The sequence below is a fragment of the Rubripirellula obstinata genome (assembly GCF_001642955.1).
GTDB lineage: Bacteria > Planctomycetota > Planctomycetia > Pirellulales > Pirellulaceae > Rubripirellula > Rubripirellula obstinata.
The window spans coordinates 11,829-33,563 of record NZ_LWSK01000063.1; the positions used below are offsets into that span (position 1 = coordinate 11,829).

General features: G+C 53.8%; 17 protein-coding genes. 5 read left to right on the forward strand and 12 right to left on the reverse strand.

The features are described from left to right. Nucleotides 1-31: 31 nt before the first annotated feature. Nucleotides 32-1,249, reverse strand: coding sequence for a hydrolase (locus tag RC85_RS15730; RefSeq protein ID WP_068264536.1), 1,218 nt, complete (start codon nt 1,247-1,249; stop codon nt 32-34). A gap of 281 nt (nt 1,250-1,530) precedes the next feature. Between RC85_RS15730 and RC85_RS15735 the strand changes: the two genes are divergently transcribed. The 3 genes from RC85_RS15735 to RC85_RS26920 are packed head-to-tail and all read left to right on the forward strand — an operon-like array spanning nt 1,531 to nt 5,698. Then, a complete protein-coding gene (locus tag RC85_RS15735; protein ID WP_200836787.1) occupies nt 1,531-3,261 on the forward strand; it encodes a glycosyltransferase family 87 protein in 1,731 nt (576 codons plus the stop codon). Then, the gene (locus RC85_RS15740; protein WP_068264565.1) at nt 3,254-5,200 is read left to right on the forward strand and encodes a MutS family DNA mismatch repair protein; all 1,947 of its coding nucleotides are present in this window, start codon (nt 3,254-3,256) and stop codon (nt 5,198-5,200) included. Before RC85_RS15735 ends, RC85_RS15740 begins: the two co-directional genes overlap by 8 nt. 45 nt (nt 5,201-5,245) lie before the next feature. Continuing rightward, entirely contained in the window at nt 5,246-5,698 is a 453-nt protein-coding gene (locus RC85_RS26920) for a hypothetical protein (RefSeq protein WP_149752917.1), read from the forward strand. On the opposite strand, the gene RC85_RS15750 is transcribed toward RC85_RS26920, so the two are convergent. Continuing rightward, nucleotides 5,685-6,767 (reverse strand): LOG family protein, encoded by a 1,083-nt coding sequence (locus tag RC85_RS15750; RefSeq protein ID WP_068264540.1) that lies wholly within the window; start codon nt 6,765-6,767, stop codon nt 5,685-5,687. The two genes, RC85_RS26920 and RC85_RS15750, sit on opposite strands and share 14 nt — an antisense overlap. Nucleotides 6,768-6,958: 191 nt before the next feature. On the opposite strand from RC85_RS15750, the gene RC85_RS15755 reads away from it, so the two are divergent. Together RC85_RS15755 and RC85_RS15760 are read left to right on the forward strand one after the other, a co-directional pair. Continuing rightward, nucleotides 6,959-8,176 carry an amino acid aminotransferase gene (locus RC85_RS15755; RefSeq protein ID WP_068264542.1) on the forward strand — a complete coding sequence of 406 codons (1,218 nt, stop codon included), beginning with the start codon at nt 6,959-6,961 and terminating at the stop codon, nt 8,174-8,176. A gap of 83 nt (nt 8,177-8,259) precedes the next feature. Further along, complete coding sequence (locus RC85_RS15760) at nt 8,260-9,213, forward strand: DNA integrity scanning protein DisA nucleotide-binding domain protein (RefSeq protein ID WP_068264545.1); 954 nt, start codon at nt 8,260-8,262, stop codon at nt 9,211-9,213. Here RC85_RS15760 and lnt read toward each other — a convergent pair. From lnt to RC85_RS15810, 10 genes are all read right to left on the reverse strand, one after another. Continuing rightward, entirely contained in the window at nt 9,167-10,768 is a 1,602-nt protein-coding gene (gene lnt, locus RC85_RS15765) for an apolipoprotein N-acyltransferase (RefSeq protein WP_068264546.1), read from the reverse strand. The genes RC85_RS15760 and lnt overlap by 47 nt on opposite strands. A gap of 123 nt (nt 10,769-10,891) precedes the next feature. Beyond that, on the reverse strand, nt 10,892-11,278 hold the full coding sequence (locus RC85_RS15770; RefSeq protein WP_068264548.1) for a hypothetical protein: 387 nt from the start codon (nt 11,276-11,278) through the stop codon (nt 10,892-10,894). A gap of 219 nt (nt 11,279-11,497) precedes the next feature. After that, a complete protein-coding gene (locus tag RC85_RS15775) occupies nt 11,498-12,304 on the reverse strand; it encodes a DUF1559 domain-containing protein (protein WP_068264550.1) in 807 nt (268 codons plus the stop codon). Between the two features lie 773 nt (nt 12,305-13,077). Next, entirely contained in the window at nt 13,078-14,526 is a 1,449-nt protein-coding gene (locus tag RC85_RS15780) for an NAD(P)/FAD-dependent oxidoreductase (protein ID WP_235033383.1), read from the reverse strand. Between the two features lie 2 nt (nt 14,527-14,528). After that, a complete protein-coding gene (locus RC85_RS15785) occupies nt 14,529-15,302 on the reverse strand; it encodes a glycosyltransferase (RefSeq protein ID WP_235033507.1) in 774 nt (257 codons plus the stop codon). Between the two features lie 223 nt (nt 15,303-15,525). Then, the gene (locus RC85_RS15790; protein WP_149752914.1) at nt 15,526-16,917 is read right to left on the reverse strand and encodes a glycosyltransferase 87 family protein; all 1,392 of its coding nucleotides are present in this window, start codon (nt 16,915-16,917) and stop codon (nt 15,526-15,528) included. A 68-nt stretch (nt 16,918-16,985) separates the two neighbouring features. Continuing rightward, nucleotides 16,986-17,768: an indole-3-glycerol phosphate synthase TrpC gene (gene trpC / locus RC85_RS15795; protein ID WP_068264555.1), complete on the reverse strand. Its 783-nt coding sequence runs from the start codon at nt 17,766-17,768 to the stop codon at nt 16,986-16,988. A gap of 177 nt (nt 17,769-17,945) precedes the next feature. Next, entirely contained in the window at nt 17,946-19,517 is a 1,572-nt protein-coding gene (gene purH, locus RC85_RS15800; RefSeq protein WP_068264556.1) for a bifunctional phosphoribosylaminoimidazolecarboxamide formyltransferase/IMP cyclohydrolase, read from the reverse strand. Between the two features lie 252 nt (nt 19,518-19,769). After that, nucleotides 19,770-20,537, reverse strand: a complete 768-nt coding sequence (hisF, locus tag RC85_RS15805) for an imidazole glycerol phosphate synthase subunit HisF (protein ID WP_068264558.1) — start codon at nt 20,535-20,537, stop codon at nt 19,770-19,772. Nucleotides 20,538-20,645: 108 nt separating this feature from the next. Beyond that, a complete protein-coding gene (locus RC85_RS15810) occupies nt 20,646-21,575 on the reverse strand; it encodes a fructosamine kinase family protein (RefSeq protein WP_084422728.1) in 930 nt (309 codons plus the stop codon). Nucleotides 21,576-21,735: the final 160 nt, after the last annotated feature.

Below are 21,735 nucleotides of genomic sequence, written 5' to 3' on the forward strand. Positions count from 1 at the left end.
CCTTCATAGTAACGTGCGAACGGTTTTAGGTTCAGTCCGCGGCAGCCAACAGCACCGAAAGCATCGTTTGCACCGCCGACGTTGCCAGCGAATCGGCGATCATGAATTCATCGGGACTGTGCAGATTTCCGCCGCACACGCCCATGGTATCGATGTTCGGCAATCCCCAGGCGGCCAGTTTGGAACCGTCACAGGCACCGCCGGTGTCCTGCCAGCGAACCGCTGGTTGGCCCGCCAACGATGCTGCCTTTTCGACAACCTGCTGAATCCGACCAATCCGAGCATCGACTCGTTTGGGCGGACAATGAAACTCGCCAAGCGTTTTGACGACGTATCCATCACCCGAAAAATCTTCGGCAATGCTTTCCAGTTCTGATTCGACCTTCAACTGGGCGTCACGATCGATCACGCGAACGTTTAGCTTTGCCGTCGCGTGGTCGGGAACTCGGTTCAGGGCTCCGCCACCGCAGATATTTCCAACGTTGATCGTGACGCCTTCGCTGGGGTGATGATGTTTCTGCAATCGCTGGATCACTTCAGCCAGTCGAACGATTGCGTTGCGGCCCATTTCAGGGTTGCGCCCCGCATGAGCACTCTTGCCGCGAACGACGATTGAAAAGTTCCCCGATCCTTTGCGGTTTGCCACCAACGATCCGTCGGGCAGCGATGGCTCGAACAGCAATGCTGATCCGAATTGGGGACATAATTCTTTGATCAGCGCCGCGGATGCCGTGGATCCGATTTCTTCATCGGGGTTCAACAGAATCGATAGCCCGATGTCGTCTAGCAATCCAAACTTCAACATTGCCTCGACCGCCAAGGCGATGACCGCAATGCCGCCTTTGGCATCGGCGACGCCTGGGCCGACCAGCCGCTGCTGCATCGACGTTGGGTCTTGATGGAGCCGACACGTCGATGGCTCGGTTCCCGCCGGATAAACGGTGTCGTAATGGATCATCAGCAGCACTCGCTTGGCCTTGGCAGCACCCGGGTGGTGATGCCACAGCAGCGCGGGACCGGTCGGTGCGCGGTCCCAATCTTCGCTGTCGCCTAAAAGTCGTAGATCCGGCAAATCGACTCTTTCAAATTCGACACCAAAGCTGGCAAAGTCCGTCGCGAGCGTGTCAGCCATCTGAACCAGATTCGCCTGATCCATGGACCACGAATTTTGATCGCACCAAGCCATCAAGCGTTCCAATGCGGGCTGTTGTTGATCCAGAATCCACTGCGTCGCTGTTTCGGTGTTCATTGCGTTCACGAAAGATCTCGTTTTGTTGGGCAATCGGGTTCAAAGCAAAGGGATTCTGCGCCAGCCGGATTGTGTTAAGCTGCGTTTTGACGACGCACCCGACAAAAGTGCGAAGTGACGATGCAGGGACTTGATGGTAACCCGAAAGCGTAAGCGAGGGATGGCCGCAGATCCCTTGCTTACGCAGCGGGTTACCATTGTCGGACGCGTCTTTGACAGACGAGCGACGTTATCATTTTGTTCAATTTCAACCGGACCTACAGGCCCGAGCGCCCGCATCGATGAGCGATTTCCTGCTCTATTACAGCCGACCCAACCCCACGACGTGGGTCTACATGTCGTCGTTTTTAACGATCGGGTTGTTCTTTGTGTTTCGTCGTTTCTGGAGCATTCGTAACCTCGACATTTTCCTGCTGATTTTACTGGCTCCGGGGCTGCTGATCGTACACGAAGGATATCGCCAACAGCTCGCTCAGTCGGAATCGTTGGCGGCTCAGCAAGTTGAAGAAGCTGCAGCACGAGAAGATGACAGTCAGGCATCGAAGAATTCGTCTGCGGTTTTGTCTAGCGACGTCTTAGGAGCTGTCCCGAAACAACTTCAGTATTTGGCGATATCTGCCGTAGCTGGGCCCGCCAGGGTTCAGTCGTTTATCGCTCCTGATGGTCTGAACCCTGGCGGGCCCAGCTACGGGAAATCCGAGAAGCGATTTCGTGAAAGTTCCCTAACCAGCGGTCTGCCGATTCTCGCACTGGTCGATCAAACACTGGTCAATGAAACACTGGTCAATCAAACACTGGTCAATGAAACCGGGGGCAACGAAGACCGCAACAACGACAACCTAGCCGTTGCCGATCCAGCCGCTGAACCATCATTGGAATCTGAACAAGAAGCCAAGCGAATCACTCCGCTTGAAATCCAGCGAGTTGGATTTGTTTACCTGTTCATCGTCGAAGCATTGATTCTGTTGCGATTAATGTTGGACCCATTAATGGTCCGTCGTCCGCTCTTGGACCCCAATTTAACCAGCGGCGGTTTGACGTTCATTGGCATTTCCATGTTCATCTTTATGATGGCGAACGTGGTCAACAGCGATTCACGGATTCAAGTAACGCAAGGTCCCGCGCTTGGGCCTGGATACGCGATGATGAACATGTTGCCCGCAATCCCAACGCGGCCAATCAGCGATGCACCGGGCGGCGTATCACCACCAATGTCGTCGGAGTTGACTCCGTCGCAGCGAAACCTGGCCCGCATCGCCAAGACGCTTGCCATCGCGGCTCAACTTGCAATCGTCATCGGCATCGTGTTGATCGCGAATCGTCACTTTGGCAATCTGCAAGCCGGTGTCGGCTGCGCGACGTTGTATTTGATGCTGCCCTACACAGCACAAATGACCGGCCGTGTCGATCACGTTGTTCCAGCGGCGCTTTTATTGTGGGCGATTCTTAGCTATCGGCGTCCGATGATCGCGGGCGTTTTCATGGGCCTGGCTTGCGGCTTGGTCTATTACCCGTTGTTCTTACTGCCGCTTTGGTTCAGTTTCTATTGGCAGCGAGGTGCCCGCGGATTCTTGATCAGCGTGACTGCGATGTTGGCGTTGCTGATTGTTTGTTTGTCGTTCGATGACAGCTTGACCATCACTGAACACTTGCAGCGAATGTTTGGTGTTTTGAATCCGAATAAGGACGCCAGCGAACTGCGAGGGTTCTGGGCGTTGGGGTTGGATCCGATTTGGCGTTTGCCCGTCATCGTTGCGTTTGTGATTCTGTGCGTGTTCTTCGCGATTTGGCCCGCTCAAAAGAACCTTGCCACGCTGCTTAGCGGGTCTGCCGCGGTGATGGTGGCGGCGCAGTTTTGGCATGGCTACGGCGGTGGTCTGTATATCGCATGGTTCTTGCCATTGTTGCTGTTGACCATTTTCCGCCCCAACCTGCAAGATCGTGTTGCCACCAAAGTGGTCTCGATCCGCGGTGACCAACGTGCTGGCCGGAGTACCGTTAGCCTTGACTAAGCTCGCTTCCGCGTCGGATCACAACGCCGCAAAAGATCGTTATCAGGCATTACTTGGCGACATTGACCAACAAGTCGCTCAGTTGGAATCCAAAGACAGTTTGCTGGGCAAAGTCCGCGTGGCTTTGGTGCTTGCGGCGATCGTTTTCTGGGTCGCCAGTCTTGGTGAAAACGGCGTGACCGGTGCCGGATGGATCGGGTCGGTTCTGTTTGCACTGTTTTACGTCGCCGCGGGCATTAACGAACCCGTACGCGATTCGATGAAGCAGTTGCGGCGAAATAGCAGCGTCATCGGACGATTGATCGCCAGGCTTGATCGCGATTGGGACCGTCTGGCGACTTTGCGATTGACGTCACAACTGGCTGAGGTGGAATTGACTGACCATCGCCGCGACACCGCCAGCGATCTTGATTTACTGGGCAAGGCTTCGTTGTTTCACTTGACGTCGATGACCGCGACCATGCCTGGCGTGCGGACATTGGCATCCTGGTTGGCTGGTCCGGCGATCGAGGCAACGGCTAAGGCGAGAAGCGAAGCCATCGATGCACTCGCGCCGCTGCGTGACCAACGGATTCGCTTCTACACGCTCGCCCGGCAGGTTGCCGAAAGCACGGGTGATCCCGATCATTTTGTGGACTGGGCGACTGGTGAAACTTGGCTTTCCAAACGAGGTTGGTTGAAAGCTTGGTCACGAATGTCTTTGTGGCTTTCGATCGGCTTCATCGCCATGATCGTGGCCGGTGTCATGTTGATGGGCTCCCCAGCGATGACACGCATTGGCTTTGGCGGCGTGTTGGCGATCATCGTGATCAACATCATCATCACGACCGTGTTCCTGGGCCCCGCCCATCAAATTTTTTCGATCGCGATGGCGAATCGCCGCTTCGTCGATGACTTTATCGAATTGTTCTCAGCGGCCGATTGGCTGCCGAAGAACGATTCAAGCGGATCGCAAGAAGGCATGATCGCCAAGCTGCGGCGAGTGCTTTTTGACGACTCGCAAACCAGTGCCGTCGTCGGAATGCGTGATCTTGGCCGAGTCGCCCGCGCGGGTTCGCTTCGTCAATCCGCGGCAACGTTCCTGCTTTATCTGCCGCTGCAAGCACTGACGCTTTGGGACGTTCGTGTGCTAAATCGATTGGAACAGTGGCAATTGAAGTTTGGATCCGAAACGAAGGCTTGGTTTGAAGCATTGGGCGAATTGGAATCACTGATGTCGCTGGCGGCGCTTAAGGATGATTACCCGTCTTGGACGCGGCCGACCTGGGTTGCCGATCCAGAGCAAGCCGTGATTCGCTCCAATTCGATCGGTCACCCGTTGTTGGCGGATGCGGACCGCGTGATCAACGACGTCACGATCGGTCCACCGGGCACCCTGTTGTTGGTAACCGGCAGCAACATGTCAGGCAAAAGTACGATGCTGCGAAGCGTGGGGTTAAACGTCGCCTTAGCAGGATGCGGCGCGCCGGTTTGTGCCGATCAATTTGAATTGGCTTCGACGGAACTGGCGACCAGCATTCGAGTCAGCGATGACGTTAGCCAGGGCGTTTCGTTTTACATGGCGGAACTGAATCGCTTAAAAAGCGTCGTCGATCATGCACGCGAAATGGCAGCGATGAATGATCGCGTTTGTTTATTTTTATTAGATGAAATTTTGCAGGGAACCAATAGTCGTGAACGTCAGATCGCAGTGGTGCGAGTGCTGGATCACTTGGTTCAATCCAAGGCGATCGGAGCGATCACAACGCACGATTTAGAACTGGCCGATGAACCCGCGATGCAATCAGCAGCGACGACCGTTCACTTCCGCGAAACCATCCGCCCCGACGCCGAAGGCAACGAACAAATGACGTTCGACTACAAAATGCGGCAAGGCGTTTCCCCCACAACCAATGCACTGCGGTTGCTGGAAATGGTCGGGCTGGGCGAAGAGTCTTAGTTTCGGCTCATCCGACGGAAGCGTTCGCCGCACGAACGCCGAACAGTGGAACGCCAACAAGCGGCAGGGAAAAAACTCACGTCATTGACCAACATTCGCCTTTTCCCAAGCCATTTTGAGGAGGGCAAAAGATGGGGGGCAAAAAATGAAAATAGAGGGGATACAAATGAAGAACGGGTTTCCATCTTTTGCCCTTCATTTTTTGCCAAATTCCGAATTTTATTCCTGGTGACTGGCTGCGTTCACCAACGCTTAGAAAACGACCGTCGGATGAGCCCAATTAACGCATCAATGTTGGTACCGACCGTGGGAAAAATGAGTAGCGGGAAAATTGGTAGCGAAAGTCGCCAAGACTTTTGGTTTGTCGAGTTGCCGAAACTCTTGGCGAGTTTCGCTACGCCACTTATTGTTCCGACGGTCCTAACCGACTTGGTTTGCTTTGCGACGTCTTCAAGCAGTCCATTGCCCGATCAAAAAAGCGTTATCAAGCGCGATTGATCTCGTTGATCAGCATTCGCAACTTGCCCAGTGCTCGGCGATTGAAGTGGAAGGTTAATCGTGGCAATTCAGCCAGGTCGGGCTCGCCACTCTCTTCAGGTAACGCGTCGCATTGGACGAACTTGCCATCGACTAAGATGTCGGCGAATTGGGTTTGGATGGTTTCAAGATGCTCGTCCGTTAAGGTTTGCTTCAACCGCATCACGACGCGATCTTTGACGTAACGCATGCTGTGATAGACGCGGTAGAAATCCAAGACCTCATCCACGGTTTCTTCTATTGAATTGGTGATCTTGTACAAGTTGACGTCTTCGGGACTGATCATCCCACCGTCCAACAAATGCTTGTCGATAAACTTGCCCAGGTCTTTCCAATAGCTGCCGCCTTCGTGGTCCAGCAACACCAACGGCAACATGGTTTGCTTGCCGGTCTGCATCAAAGTGAGTGTTTCCAAGGCCTCGTCGATGGTGCCGAATCCGCCTGGCAAACAAACCACGCCACTGCATTCTTTGACGAACATTAGTTTGCGAGTGAAGAAGTACTTCATCGTGACCAATTTTGGATCACCTTCGATGTAGGGATTGGCCGACTGCTCAAACGGCAGCATGATGTTCAATCCCATCGATGCTTCACGCCCCGCACCGCGATGCCCGGCTTCCATGATTCCGCCACCGGCACCGGTGATGACCATCCAACCGTGATCGGCAAATCGCTTTCCGACTTCCACAGCAGCCTGATATTCGGGATGGTCAGGCTTGGTTCGAGCCGATCCAAAAATGGTGACTTTTCGGCGACGGCGATAGGGCCGAAACACGGTGAAGGCGTAACGAAGTTCGCGAAGCGTCCGCGACAGAATCTTCAAATCGCCGCGAGCCGTTTTGTCCTTTTCCAGACGATCGACCGTATGCCGCATGATCCGGTAAAGATCTTGTGAATCGACGGGCGTGCCAATCGGATCGTCGGCGGGTTGAGGACGTTGCAGTTCGTCTTCGCCAATGGCTTCGCTGGGTAGCGATCTGTCAAAGCTTTTGGTGGAGGAGTCTTTCGAACCAGAGTCTTTGCGAGCCATGTTTTATCCAGGAAAATACGAAACCAGCCGGGCGTCATATCATCGCGGTTCCCAGTAAATTGACAACCGGACAGGACGCTGATGGTGGTCCAGCCTGACTTGGATTAGGATTTCCGACAGAACGCGGTTCGATATCAGCGTTTCCCTTATTCTTACTCCCGCAATCAACGCCCACTTAAGGGCCGATCGACATGACCAGTACCTCCGCCACATCGTCCCACCTCGGTGGCATCCAAGTCGCTCCGCCAGACGCAATCCTTGGTTTGACCGATGCCTTTAAAGCGGACAAAAACCCCGACAAGATGAATCTAAGCGTCGGTGTCTACAAAGATGCATCGGGTCAGACGCCGATCTTGCGATGCGTTAAAGCGGCCGAACGTCATTTGGTGGAAACCGAAGCGACCAAGGGCTACCTGCCCATCGATGGTGGCCCGGATTATCGCGACCATGTTCGGACATTAGTTTTTGGTTCGGAAATAGATTCGACCCGGGTTTGTGTTGCTCAAACACCGGGCGGTACCGGCGGGCTGCGACAAGCGGCGGCGTTTTTGGCTGACCAGATGGGGCCGACTCGCGTCTGGATCCCTTCACCCACTTGGGCAAATCACAAAGCGATTTTTGCTTCGGAAGAATTACCGATCGAAGAGTATCGGTACTTGGCCGACGACAAAAAATCACTCGACGCCGCGGGCATGTTGGAAGACCTGCGAACTCGTTCCAAACCCGGCGACGCGGTGCTGTTGCATGCTTGTTGCCACAATCCCACCGGTGTTGACCCGACACTTTCTCAGTGGAAAGAAATCGCTAGCGTCGTGTCCGAAAAACGACTGCTGCCGCTGATCGATTTTGCTTACCAAGGTTTTGGCACGGGCTTGGAAGAAGACGCAAAATCAATCGCTGAAATCCTGTCCCAAGTTGACGAGGCATTCGTGTGCAGTTCGTTCTCCAAAAACTTTGGTCTGTATAGCGAACGCGTGGGGGCCCTTTCGATCGTTTCCGCCGATGCAAAGACATCAGTGTCGGTCCAAAGCCAAATGAAGCGTTTGATTCGATGCAATTACAGCAATCCACCGCGTCACGGCGCGGCCGTTGTCGCAGCGATTCTGGACGACGCAGATTTAACCACGATGTGGCACGACGAATTGAATCAAATGCGGACTCGGATCAAGGATCTTCGCGAGCGATTTGTAACGACGATGAAGTCCACCGGCGCTGGCCATGACTTTTCGTTCCTACTAGATCAGAACGGGATGTTTTCATTCAGCGGACTCAATCCGATGCAGGTGGACGAGCTTCGCAATGAACACAGTATCTATATTGTTGGCAGCGGCCGAATCAATGTTGCTGGGATGAGCGAAAACAAGATGGAACAGCTTTGCGGTGCCGTCGCCAAGGTGATTGAGGGTTAATGTATCCTGGGCGAAATGGGCAGGGTTCGTTATTATTACTTTTGAAGTAGTGAACTTCCGTCCTTTTCCTGGATATCCGCCCGATGGCGACCCAACGATTAACCAAACACAATGCCGCTATGGTTCAAGCGGCCGTCGCATTGGCCAAAAAACGCAGCGCTGACGCATTGCTCTTGCTGTTGGACGGATCCCTGGATTGGAAACGAATCGCCGAAATGGCGGACGGTATCGAAAAGCCTGTCATCGTTGCAGTCGATGCCGCTGATGACTTGGAAGGCGCCTCCGAGGCTGGGCTGAAACCGCTGGCACTGAACAAAGAAAAGGCTCCCATGCTGGAGCGTTTGCAGCACGCTTTATTGGAAGCTGCTGCGGACGAATTCATTCGCACCAACGGCGAAGTGGTCGCGGTTTACAGCGGGTTTCAACAAGGAAGGCTTGATTCGATCAGCCACCTGCAACTTGACGAGCGGATGCGGCGATTGACGACTCGCGATCTGCAAATGATCGAAAGCCGCGTACCGCTGCAAACCCTGAAAGCCGTCGTTGATTTGGCCGCTCAGATTGGCCGGGAAGGTCGCGAAGGCAAACCGGTGGGAACGCTGTTTGTCGTCGGTGATACTCGAAAAGTGCTGGAACACAGCAACGACAGCGGCGTCGATCCGTTCCGCGGCTACAACAAAAACTATCGCAATTTGCTGGACGCGAAAGTCCAAGACGACGCAAAAGAAATTGCGCAGCTTGATGGTGCGTTTGTCGTCGGCAGTGATGGCGTGATCGAGCGCAGCCGGCAAATGCTGGAAGTGTCCCACGAAGACCTGACGATGACCAAGGGCTTGGGAGCACGCCACTGGGCCGCCGCCGCGGTCACGCGAAAAACTAAAGCGATCAGTGTCGTCGTCAGCCAATCCACCGGCACCGTGCGTTTGTATCAGGACGGCAATTTGGTAATGCGGATCGAGCCGATGGACAAAGCGGTGACCTGGCAAGAATTCAACTTTGAACCACCGTCGAAGAAGTCGAGCGACGAAAAGTCCTAAACTTCAATACCATCACCGCGACAGCGATCGTGGCGAGGTGGGAAAACCAGTCTCCGAAACGGCTGTAGATCGTCAGCGACGTTTCCATGGGAACCACCGCGGCAAGAACGCCAGGCTGTTCAACCGGGATCTGTTTCACAATTTGCCCGTCGGGATGAATCAGGCAAGTGATTCCTGTTGCGGCGCAACGCAGCATCGCCCGACGGTTTTCAACCGCTCGCAATTGCGACAACCAAAGATGTTGTCGCAGCGTGTCGGGGTCATCGAATCCCGATCCATTGATCAGTGAAATCAAACACTGGGCACCTTCGCGAGTAGTCGCTGCTGAATTCGCTGCGACCATATCTTCATAGCAAACCAAGACTCCGATCTTACATCCGTTTTTCATGGTGACAGGTGCATCGCTTGTGCCACGGATCAATTCGGTATCGACAGCCGCCCAATCTCGCATTTGAGGGAACCATGTTTCGCCGGGAACGTATTCGCCGATCGGCATTAACGTACGTTTGACATAGCGATCACAGATTTCTTTATCGCGGTCGATCAGTAGTGCGGTGTTCTTATACGGCCCTTGGTCGCGGCCACCGTCTTCATATACTTTCGCACCAGCTAATAACTCACTTGGATTACCAGGGTAAGGGTCAAGTGCGGGATTGGGGGCCTCTGATTTAATCACAACTTGCAAGTGATCGCGAAAATCTGACAGGCTGCTGTGGTAATGGCCCAGCGTCGATTCTGGCCAGACATACAGGTCAGCCGATGGTTCCACTGAATCCGAAAGTTGACGAGTTTTGTCTAAGCTGCCAACAAAGTTGGGGCTGACTTGCACAGCGGCAACATCAATCGTCTCGCTCGATTGAACACGTTGTTGCCAAGCGTTGCTTTCTACCGCTCCCCAAAAAAAGATCGCGACAACGATGGTGGTGGCAAACAGAAACTCCATCCAATCGCGCCGCGTCTGATGATCGAGCCATAGCTTAGCGATCGCCACACAGGCCAAGATCACCACCGCGCTAATTCCGGCAGTTCCCGCAACGGCAGCGATTTGGATCAGCGGAATCACGGAAAGATACGTATGAGCAACCGCCCAACCGAAAACCTGTGGGTGCCAAAACTCGATCACGACCCAAGTTGGCACCAGCATCCAAAGCCAGGATTTCCCTTGTCGATACAACAGACTTGATGCAACACCCAGCAAACCGAAGGCGATCGCCTCCCAGCCAATCAACAAACCAAACACAATTCGAGCCCAGATTTCCGACAGGTTTGTTGTTTCAAAAATCGAAAAGGGTGCCCAGTGAAACGCGATCGACAGCGCCGCCGACCCAATTAGAAATCCCTGCAACGCGGCGGCTTTTACAGGCTGCCGTGCCGTTTGGACAATCAGAGCTGTCCAACCGAGCGTGCCAAGAATGCACAGATGTGGATACAACCAAGGCAATCCAACCAGGACTGCCGTCGCGGTCATCGTCGCCACTCGGCTTAGCAAAGAAGTGAGTGCCAAACGTCTGGGCTTCGTTTCGTCTAAACCAGATTCGAGTGCAATCGTCTGCATGGAATTAAGGAACTAGTGGCGGAAGCACAATGATGAAAACAAAAAAGGGCCAGCGATGCCAAGCTGTCGCTGTATCGCTGACCCCGACATTCATTCCTTGCAAATTCAGAATGCAATCTCGACTTATTCCAAGGAGACCGATGGCCGAAGAATAGCACTCGTCCGAATCACTTGCTTCTGGCCGTTACTCACCCTCAACGTAGCCGACTCAAAGCTACTTGCCGTAACACTGCTACTTGCAAAGGCAGCAACAACATCGTGGTTACCGGCATTCAAATTCTTGAATTCGGTTCTTTCTCCACCATCCAAAACACGTCCACCTCGTTCCATGAATTCTTCAAGCGTTGTTGAAGAAATCAACACGTCGCTTGGATCGACGGCGACCAGAACGGTTGAGTCCGAGTCATTGAACACCTCGATTGAACCTTTTGTCTTAGAGCTGCCACCGCCTGCCATTGCCATTGATGGAAAAGCGAATGCAACCAGAGCAGCTAAACATAGTTTGTACATCTGAAACTCTCTCTTTGTGAAGTAACTTGGGTAATACTTGTAGACATCGGATCAGGTCTGCTTGTCGTGTGCCTCCTATTGGGTTCGCGTAAAAGTCGTCCTTAAGGAACGAGCGGGAAATTAGTGTCGCCTTTCGTTCCGCGAAAGTAGCGAATCCGCTGCTTTCGCGGAGCGAAAGGCGACTATAAAAGTCGCACGTTCCCAGGTGTTGGTGTGGATTTACTCGAATAAGCGTTCGACCGATTCGTAACCGTTGCGAGAACAAATGGCACCGAGCAATGGTTCGTCCATCGATTCGGTTAAGTAGCGAATCGAGCCATCGGCAAAACCTGCCTGTGCACCGCCGGGATGAAAGCTGAAAATCTCGCCGCTGTTGTCAACGTTGATGGCTCCGTTGTCATGTGAAATGATGTTCCCGCCATCCGCCCACATTCCGTGTGATTCTGGTAATCGATCGACGACCTCAACAACGCAAAGCGTGTAGCTGGTACCATCGACCACCTCGGTAAGCGAAACCGGATGTTGCCTTCGGTCGGTTGATCGAATCAAAACGCCGTTGTTGATATCGAAACCGATAATGGACCGCGACGATGCGAGAGCGCTGCCCATGACGCCTGCGTAATCAGTGTCTCCATCAACATTCAAAATTGATGATGGACAACGAAAAACCGGCAACACTGCCTTGGCTAGCGATGCGTTTTTTTGCGGATCATTCCACGCGACGTTGCGGTTCCAGGATTGGGCAAGCGAGGTCTGCTCGAGCGGTCCTAGAATCGCCGAGCACCATGATTGATTCCGACTCTGCCTCTTGTCATTTCCAAACGGCAGCCGGTCAAACATGCTGTGGAATTGGTGCAGCGCCAGGATCTGTTGATGCAAGCGATTGGAACACTGGACGCGGCGTGAGGCCTCGCGAGCCGATTGGACTCCCGACAATCCCAACGACAACAAGACGCCAATGATGCTGATGACGACCAGCAATTCAACCAACGTGAATCCAGCCGAACGACGGAAGCGAACGATCATGTCGTCGGATCTTGGTCTTAGCAACTGAAACACCGGACACTCCCTTTAGGAACCAGCTTCCCCCATGCGATGTACCGAAGTAGTCCCTCCGGCAAAAGCCGCACCCTCTATGGGTTTTCTAACATCACAGAATGCCCCACGCAATAGGGTGGGGTATACCCTCTACCACCCGGCGAATTGCGTACCAAATCAGCGGGAACAGCAATTTCCAATAGGCACAACGCCCGAAGACACTTGAAACCCGAGAAACAGGTTTTTCGAGGTTTTTTGGCCGTTAGGTCAGCGTGAGGATGCCCTCACCAACTGAGGGTCGTTGGCACACAGAAGTACGCCGGAACAAGTAGACCGCAACGCCAACGGTTCCCGCTCAATTCTAGGGACCTGCCTGGCCTGATGAAAATCATTGCAACGCAGCAAATTGGGTAAGCTGCACCATGGCAAACAACACAAACTGCAGCGCTGTGAAGCATTGTGGCAACTGCACATTTCCCCTGATCGCCAGTATGTAGGCCGTAGCGAGCCATAGCGAGTTACGGCAATTTGCGCAACGCCGTAACTCGCTATGGCTCGCTACGGCCTACTTTCAAGGGTCGCCAGAAGTTGACAACGACACATTTTCATCAGGCCAGGACCTGTCCCGATATGATTTCCTGATTTTCCCGTAGCTGGTCCCGCTAGGGTTCAGTCCATCATTAGCTGTACCCGACTGAACCCTGGCGGGCCCAGCTACGAAAACTTTCCCGCCACGTACGGAAGTTGTTTCGGGACAATTCCTAAGTAGACGACACGGCTAGGTCCTTGCCGTCGATCGCGTGATGGTTGCCGTGGTCCGCAGCGGAAGCAAGAAGAGTGCGGTTTAGAAAGTCGGGCCAGACTAATTCTTCTAGTTTTGTTTCGCCGAGCGTGATGGTCTCGTTGACATTCAGATTGCCTTCCAGAATGTGCGCCGAATTGAGCGCGTAGAAACCCGGCACGCTTGTCACAATCGGCGGCAACCGAGTGCTGTAATCGATCGTGGAGAGAGCCGCGACATACTTGGCTCGAGCCACCTTGAAATCAATCACATTGTCGCGACTAAAATGGTCGTACATTTTCTCCAGCGTCGACAAACACTTTTCCTTGTAGTCCTGGTCGCTTTCGTTCAATCCATCGTGGTCGTCTGGCAGATACTTCGGCAGATAAACCAAGTGCTTGCCGCCGAGTTGGGTTTCGGAGTTAACGATCGTTGACATCTCAATCACTGCCGTCAACGGAACCCATGTGTCGGTGATATTGGTGACGTAGTAAGGACTGATCGGTTTTTCGAGCAGCATCGACGCGCAGACGACACCGAGGTAGCGGATTTCTTCTAGCTGTTTTTTCTCTACGTCAGTCAACTCGTCACAACTTCGCGCGATCAGTGGCGACGCAATCGTTGAGACAACATTGTCAAACTTCTCGACGCGGCCATCACCAAAATCGACTTCCAGGATTCCATCGTCACTCTGAGTCTTACGGATACTTTGGACCGGATGACCCGCCAATAAACGAACACCGCGCTGTGCCAGCATGTCGGTCCAGCTTTCCAAGATCCGAGCGTACCCGCCGGGAACGTAGCCGAACATTTCTTTCTTTGCGCCGCTACGACGCGCTTTGTACATCCGAGCGGTATGCGCCCAAATGAAGGCAGCCGATGTTTGTTTGTAGGCTTCGCCCAATTTTGCTTTTAGCAGCGGCAACCAAACTTTCTCAAACGCTCCGTTGCCCGACCAACGACGCAGCCATTTTTCGACGGACAACTTTTCCATCCGCCGCCAATTCTTGATCTTGGACGCCAAGAAAATGGTTCCGCCCAACCGCAGTCGCTCAATCATCGAAAGCGGCGGAAACCGCAAAAATTCCGCGGTGTTGCTCATCGAAAGCAGTTTTCCGCCCGCGTAGAAACCTGTCTTGGTTTCGACCCAGTCGATCTCTTTTTCCAGATCGAGTTCATCCAATAATTCGCGAAGTTTGGAATCGCTTAGCAGTGTCACATGGTAGAAACGGTCCCAGGCTGTTTGGCCCAATGTCCATGCACTGGTCAAACCGCCAAAGGTCGGCGCGGCCTCGGCGATGGTCACGTTCTGTCCGCGCTGCTGAAGATCACGAGCGATCTTCAGCCCCATCACTCCACCACCAATCACCAACCAAGACTTCTGTGGTGCCGCGTCTGTTGTCTTCTCAACCGAATTCAACTCGCTCACCTTCACTTGGTTCCAACGCGATGACGACCGAGCAATTTTAAAGTCAACCACATCGTTTTGAAGACTTGCATTTTGCTGGCTCCGCCTTTTTGGTCGTAACGCAAACGCAGCGGAGCTTCGCCAAACAACACGCCTTGCTTTCGCAGTTTCAACAGCACGTCCGCCATGCAAGAGAAACCTGTTTCGCCAACAAAGTCGTCGCCGTGTTCGGCGAACCCTTGGCGAATCACCGAAGCTTTGTAGGCCCGGTAACCCGACGTGTAATCTCGAACGCCGCGAGTTGGGAACAAGAGTGTGAACAACGCACGTGCGCCGACGCTTAGGAAATGCCGCTCAATCGGCACACCCACGACGCGAGCACCTGGCTGGAATCGCGATGCGATCACAACGTCACAACCTTCGTGGACCAGCGTGACCATTCGGTTAATCAAGCCTGGTGGATGCGTATTGTCGGCATCCATCGTGACGATGATGTCGCGTTCGCCGGCACGGTCAACGGCTTCTCGCAGACCATCTCGCAGCGTCACACCCAAACCTTGATTGACTTCGTGTTGCACCAAGTGAATTGGCATTTGGAATGACATCTGGGAAACGATTTTCGCGGTGTCATCCTTGCTGCCGTCGTCAACGACAATGACTTCATACGGCAGGTTACTATCAGCGAAGGCTTCGCCGATTCGTTCGAGCAATTCAGGCAACGCTTCTTCTTCATTGTAGGCGGGCAAGGCCATGAAGATCTTTGACGGACGAAAGCGGATCGAATCTCTGCTGTCCATCGTTGTGGAAACGTCGCTGGCTGGTTGCGACGACACTGTTTCTTTTTGAGGGTCCATCTTCGGGCGGCTCATGCTGTGCTTGGGCAATGCTTGTGTTATTGGCGATCGTCTAGGCAACTCTATCTCATTCGGGGGGAAATTTACCCCAGTGCCTGGACTGGTGAACAGTTTGATTCGGGTGACCGCATTCCACAAGATGCAATGACTACAAGTTTTTTAACGATTATTGAGACCGATCAGATTCACTGACAACAATCGCCGTTTGCGGTTTAGATTCCCGCACTGCGAAGCAATAAAGCAGCACAAGCAGAATTGCGAGCGCAACGCCATTGATGCTGGTGAAGATTCTGGCTCCCGTAAAATCGCCTGCTTCCAGCCCCCAACCCAAGGCTCCCAGCACAACGCGTGTGGATAAATAGTTGTAAAGCGGTGCCAGCATCAAGATCGCAGCGACCCAGCGAACCCAAGCCGGTTTGCCTCGCCAAGTCTTTGCCTGCACCCCAAAGAAGATCCCCGCAAGCGGAGCGATCAGCAGCAAGCCATCGTAGGACTGGTGATAAATGCTGACCAGCATTGTGGTCAGAATGAGTGCCCCAGTCATCCCCAACAGCCCGTCATCGATGCCTAGGCGGCGGCGTTTGTCCAGAAGCCAAAGCACCGGAGCCAAGATCAATCCCATCACAACCAGGTGCAGAAATTCGCGAGGATCACTGCCCATCCACTTCGCAACAATCGCCAATAAATCAATTCGGGTCCATGAGTAGACAGGCGATTCATCTTTCTGTGCTCGATGAATTTCTTGGCTCTGTTCGATCTGTGCTCGCAAGGTTTCAAGGCCCGCACCAAGGTCACCGCCACCTTCGTTGTAAGCCAACCACAATGTTGGCACACCCGCAGCAATGACAGTGAATACCGCACCCCAGATGACTGCCTTGACGTTGCCGCGAAACAGCAACAAGAACCCGAGTGCCAAAATGTAATTCGGCTTGGATGCAACAAACGCCAGCGCGACAGCAGCAACCAACGGCTTTCGCTTTCCAAAATGGATCGCCAAGAAAGTTGCCAACACTAGCTCGAACGTAAAGTAACCATCGAACAGTGTGATGTGGCCGCCGCGTGAAAGAATGGTAACCGCCGCAATCGCTAAAACGTGATCAAGTCTTATTCGGTGCGTCGACCTAGCCTCGGCTAACAGAGACGCGACCATTGCTGAGATCCCCAGGATCAACAGCACCGTGAACGAAAAGTAGAAAACCTCCGCAACATGCAATGGCAATAGCGATAGCGGCGAATGCAGCAGCAACACCGATGGCAAGAAGAACGGAATCTGCCGAGCGACCGGATACTGATCGGCGTACTGCGGCCCATACGGACTCTCCCCCTGAATCAATGCCTGGCCCGGGAAGTACAGTCCATTGTGAAAATCGCACATTCCTTGTTGGCTGTGATCAAACGCACCCGGTGATTGATACTGGTGAACGGTTCGCCAAACGGTTGCTGAAACGCCAAAGCAGAAAAAGATCGCTGCGACGATGGCAATCCGCGCATTGCCAACAACAATCCTCTTGGCGAGTTCGTTGGCGGGCAGGTCGGTGACGGCAACATCAGTGTTCACAGTGCGATCGATCTTAATCCCCAGTAACCGCTTGAACAGACGCCAATCGCGACTGAAACGCAGAGATTTCAGGGATTCCCGAGCAACGCGCGGGTTGCACCGCTCACATCGGACTGCCGCATTAAAGATTCCCCCACCAATATCGCCTTTACACCACCCCGACCTAGTGTAAGAACGTCTTCGTTAGTGCGAATTCCGCTCTCGCCAACCACCAATCGGTCGCTGGGAATCTGTGCACAAAGATCCAAGGTGTGCTGAAGCGTGGTCTTGAAGGTGCGTAGATCGCGGTTATTAATCCCCACCAAACGAGTCCCCGTTGCAAGCACTGGTTTCAAATTCTCGGGATCAAATAACTCGATCAACGTCGCCATTCCCAATTCAGTTGCCTGGTCATGCAAACGTTTCATTTCATCAGGGCCAAGGCATTCGGCAATTAGCAAAACGCAATCCGCACCGGCTTCTCGAGCCTGCAACAACTGGTAACGATCAACAATAAAATCCTTTCGCAAGATCGGCAAATCGACCGCCGCGCGAACTTGCCGCAGATAGTCCAGTGACCCTTGAAAGAAGGGTTCGTCAGTCAGCACGCTGATGCAAGCCGCTCCGCCATCTTGATACGCCAGCGCCAAAGACGCGGGATCAAAATCTTCGCGAATCAGTCCTGCCGATGGACTCGCTTTCTTGACCTCGGCGATCAACTGAACTTGATCACCCGCCGCAAGCGCCGCGACAAAGTCTCGTGTCGGCGGCATGTCGGCAACGCGTGCTTCCAATTCGGCAGTCGGCGTCGCTGCTTGATCAGCCGCGATCGTCAATCGCGTCTTGACCAGAATGTCATCAAGAATGGTCATATCGTTTTCAAAAGTAGGCCGTATTGAGCCTCAGCGAAATACGGCATTGGGATTCATATCGTTAAACCGCGTGGGCATCGCCCCGCGCGCTGCGGGACTAGCACAACGCTCGGGCCGAAAAGTAGCATGGCGGCCCCCCGCCGTGGACTCACCCCGCCTATCGCTGAATAAAAAAACTCAATGCTTAAAGTGCCGACGCCCGGTCAACACCAACGGAATCCCGTGCTTGTCACACGCATCAATGACGTCCTGGTCACGACGTGAACCACCGGGCTGGATAATCGCCACGATGCCCGCGTCCGCTGCCGCTTCGATGGAATCGGGGAACGGGAAAAACGCGTCGGAAGCGAGGACAGCACCGTCGCTGCGGTCGCCTGCTTTGTCGATCGAAATTTCAACGCTATCCACGCGGCTCATTTGCCCCGCACCCACACCGACCAACGAGGTGTCTTTCGCCAACACGATCGCGTTACTCTTCACATGGCGAACCATTTCCCAAGCGAACGCGATGTCGTCCCACAATTCGGGATCGACTTCCGTTTCGGTTGCGGTTTTCCATTGCAATGGTGAACTAGTCATGCGATCGGCGTCCTGGACCAGCATGCCGCCACTGACGAACCGCCGTTGGATCGACGACGCTGGCAAATCCAAACGCCCGACTTGCATCAATCGCACGTTGTCACGCCACTTTGGTTTCGTGGTCAGCAAGCCGACGGCTTCAGCGGAAAAGTCCGGTGCCACAATCGCCTCGATAAACAAACCTGGCTCGCACAACATTTCAGCCGTGTCACGATTCACCGTCCGGTTGAAACCCAGAACGCTGCCAAACGCGCTGAGTGGATCGCCATCAAGCGCCTTGCGACAAGCCTCCGCAACGGTTTCGTCCGTCGCCGCGCCGCACGGATTGTTGTGCTTCATCACTGAAACCGCTGGCGATCCAAGCGACCGCACAATTTCCAATGCCGAATCCAAATCCAGCAAATTGTTGTAGGACAACTCCTTGCCGCTGATCTGGCGAGCCGAAACCAAATTGGCGCTGCGAACGGTCGGATCAACGTAGACGGCGGCTCGCTGATGAGGGTTTTCGCCGTAACGTAATTGCGTCTTTCGCTTGAACGACAAATTCATGCTGGTTGGGAAATCGCCACCGATCGTGTCGCCGCACAAAAAGTCCGCGATCGCGCGGTCATAGTTTGCCGTGTGATCAAAAGCGTCCGCTGCTAGTTGTTTGCGAAGTTCTAATGTTGTGCCGCCAGCATCATCCAACTGCGCCAAGATCTCGCCGTACTGTTGCGGGCTAGTCGCAACGGCAACGTCGCCATGATTCTTTGCGGCGGCGCGGACCAGCGATGGGCCGCCGATGTCGATCTGTTCAACGCATTCATCACGGGTCGCACCCGGACGAGCGGCCGTGGCAGCGAACGGATATAAGTTGACGACAATCAAATCCATCGGCACGATGTCATGCTCTTCGATCGCATCCATGTGATCATCGCGATCGCGGATGGCCAAAATGCCGCCAAAGATTTTGGGGTGCAGCGTTTTGACGCGGCCGTCCAGCATTTCTGGGAATTTCGTGTACTCAGCCACATCGAGCACGTCGATGCCGGATTTTTCCAGGTGACGGCGAGTACCACCGGTGCTGTAGATTTCGACGCCAGAGGCCTGCAAACCGGCGGCAAGGTCGGCGAGACCCAATTTGTCGCTAACACTGATCAGAGCGGTGCGAATGGGGACAACATCAGTCACGGCGAAAGCTTCTAAAGAGGCGGAAAAAGGATCAACAAAGCGGCGTCCATTCCGCCACATTGGTGTAGGCGGAGAGGCCGGTAAGGTCAACCCGGCCGCTGGGATCGAGGACTTCCATACCCACCAAAAACCTAAACTCAAACTTAAACCTAAACCTAAACCTAAACCTAAACTAAAACTAAAACTCAATTTCTCATTCTCGTTAAGAAGTTTAGGTTCGAGTTTAAGTTGAAGCTTAAGATTTGGTGCCACTCAAAGTCGAACCGCAATCCCCTCATCTCGCATCACCTGCTTGGTTTCAGCGATCGTGTATTCACCAAAATGAAAAATGCTGGCCGCCAAGGCTGCATCGGCTTTTCCAAACTTGATCGCATCCGCCAAGTGCTGCGGTCCACCCGCGCCACCGCTGGCAACGACCGGGATCGAGACCGCTTGGCTGACCGCCGAAGTGATTTCGATGTCGTAACCATCGCGTGTCCCGTCGGCATCCATGCTGGTCAAAACAATTTCACCCGCGCCAAGCGATTCCACTTTCTTGGCCCACTCGACCGCCATCAATCCCGTCGGTTTGCGACCGCCGTTGATGTGAACCTCCCAGACTTCTTCGCCGTCCTTGATCACGCGTTTGGGATCAATGTTGACCACGATGCACTGACTGCCAAAACGATCAGCCGCACGTGCGACAAAATCAGGATCCTGGCATGCGGCCGAGTTGATCGAAACTTTGTCGCAGCCTGCTGACAACAACGTGCGCACATCTTCGATCGTTCGGACACCGCCACCGACCGTCAACGGCATGAAGATCTCTTCGGCAGTCCGTCGAACCACGTCCACGATCGTGTCGCGCTGTTCGTGGCTAGCGGTGATGTCCAAAAACACCAACTCGTCGGCACCTTCCTGTTCGTATCGCCGTGCGACTTCGACAGGATCACCCGCATCGCGAAGGTTTACAAAATTGGTTCCTTTGACAACGCGTCCTTCATGAACGTCCAAGCAAGGAATGATACGAGCGGCAAGCATGGTCAGATTTCAGGTGGCTGGGTGACTAAAGATAGTCGCCTTTCGCTCCGCGAAAGTACGTCAGAGCACACTTTCGCGGAGCGAAAGGCGACTATAAATCACTTGTTCTTAACGAAGGACGTCCGCCGCAGTCGATTTGCACTGCGACAAATATCCACTGCCGAACAGGTTCAAGTGATTCAACAGGTGATACAGAACATAGACACTGACACGTTTTTGCCAACCATCAGCCATTGGGAACTCGTCATCGTAAGCCCGGTAAAACTCATCCGGACAGCCACCAAACAGTTTCAGCATCCCAAATTCTGCCTCGCGACATCCGTAATAGACCGCCGGATCAATGATCACCGCCGCGCCGTCGGAGCTGGCCAAATAGTTCCCACTCCACAAATCTCCGTGCAGCAACGACGTCGTGTCCTGCCGACCGTCAAGCAGTGAATCCATCCGCTGCATGATCAATTCACAGTCACGAACCAGCGCTCGATCCGCCAATCCTTGATCCACGGCCCAACGAATCTGGTACCCGATCCGATGCTCGGCAACAAACCCAGGCCAGTTCTCGGCCTTTGCATTGACCTGCTTTGCCGACCCCAGAAAATTATCCGCTGGCCAACCGATTCGATTTTGATCATCGGACGGTTTCAGAGTCGCATGATGCAGCTTTGCCAACCCACGTCCAAACCGACCGAAGAAATCACTCGCCGGTCGATCGCTAGAAATCCAATCCATCACTAACCAGGATCGGGATCGCGCCGCGGCAACCATCAACGGCCTAGCAACTTTCAAATCATCATTGTCCTGGGCTGCTTCATACAACGCAGCGAGCCCTCGTTCTTCCGCCTGAAAATTCGGCAGAAAGTCTTCGCTGTTACTCTTTACAAAAAGCTGTCGCTGATCTGGCAACCAAACATGCCAAGCGTCACTGATTGATCCGCCACCGACAGGCTCCACCCGACCGTTCGCATTGGATTGCTCGAAACCAGACGGCTCGAAACACTGGGGCAGCAATTCGCGTAAGACATCAAGGATCGATCTCATAACCGTTACTTTACACGGCTTGTTGATTTACAGACGGTTGTAAAACGTAGCTGATACCGCCAGGGTTCAGTCCAACGCCGTGAAGGGTTTCTAAACCGTTTAACCGCGTGGGCATCGCCCCGCGCGTCCATGCGGGGCGTAACGCGCGGGGCGATGCCCA

Coding starts and splice junctions, on each gene's coding strand:
- RC85_RS15730 (WP_068264536.1), bottom strand. CDS start 1,249: ATGAACACCGAAACAGCGACGCAGTGGATTCTGGATCAACAACAGCCC.
- RC85_RS15735 (WP_200836787.1), top strand. CDS start 1,531: ATGAGCGATTTCCTGCTCTATTACAGCCGACCCAACCCCACGACGTGG.
- RC85_RS15750 (WP_068264540.1), bottom strand. CDS start 6,767: ATGGCTCGCAAAGACTCTGGTTCGAAAGACTCCTCCACCAAAAGCTTT.
- RC85_RS15755 (WP_068264542.1), top strand. CDS start 6,959: ATGACCAGTACCTCCGCCACATCGTCCCACCTCGGTGGCATCCAAGTC.
- RC85_RS15760 (WP_068264545.1), top strand. CDS start 8,260: ATGGCGACCCAACGATTAACCAAACACAATGCCGCTATGGTTCAAGCG.
- lnt (WP_068264546.1), bottom strand. CDS start 10,768: ATGCAGACGATTGCACTCGAATCTGGTTTAGACGAAACGAAGCCCAGA.
- RC85_RS15770 (WP_068264548.1), bottom strand. CDS start 11,278: ATGTACAAACTATGTTTAGCTGCTCTGGTTGCATTCGCTTTTCCATCA.
- RC85_RS15775 (WP_068264550.1), bottom strand. CDS start 12,304: ATGATCGTTCGCTTCCGTCGTTCGGCTGGATTCACGTTGGTTGAATTG.
- RC85_RS15785 (WP_235033507.1), bottom strand. CDS start 15,302: ATGGACAGCAGAGATTCGATCCGCTTTCGTCCGTCAAAGATCTTCATG.
- trpC (WP_068264555.1), bottom strand. CDS start 17,768: ATGACCATTCTTGATGACATTCTGGTCAAGACGCGATTGACGATCGCG.
- hisF (WP_068264558.1), bottom strand. CDS start 20,537: ATGCTTGCCGCTCGTATCATTCCTTGCTTGGACGTTCATGAAGGACGC.
- RC85_RS15810 (WP_084422728.1), bottom strand. CDS start 21,575: ATGAGATCGATCCTTGATGTCTTACGCGAATTGCTGCCCCAGTGTTTC.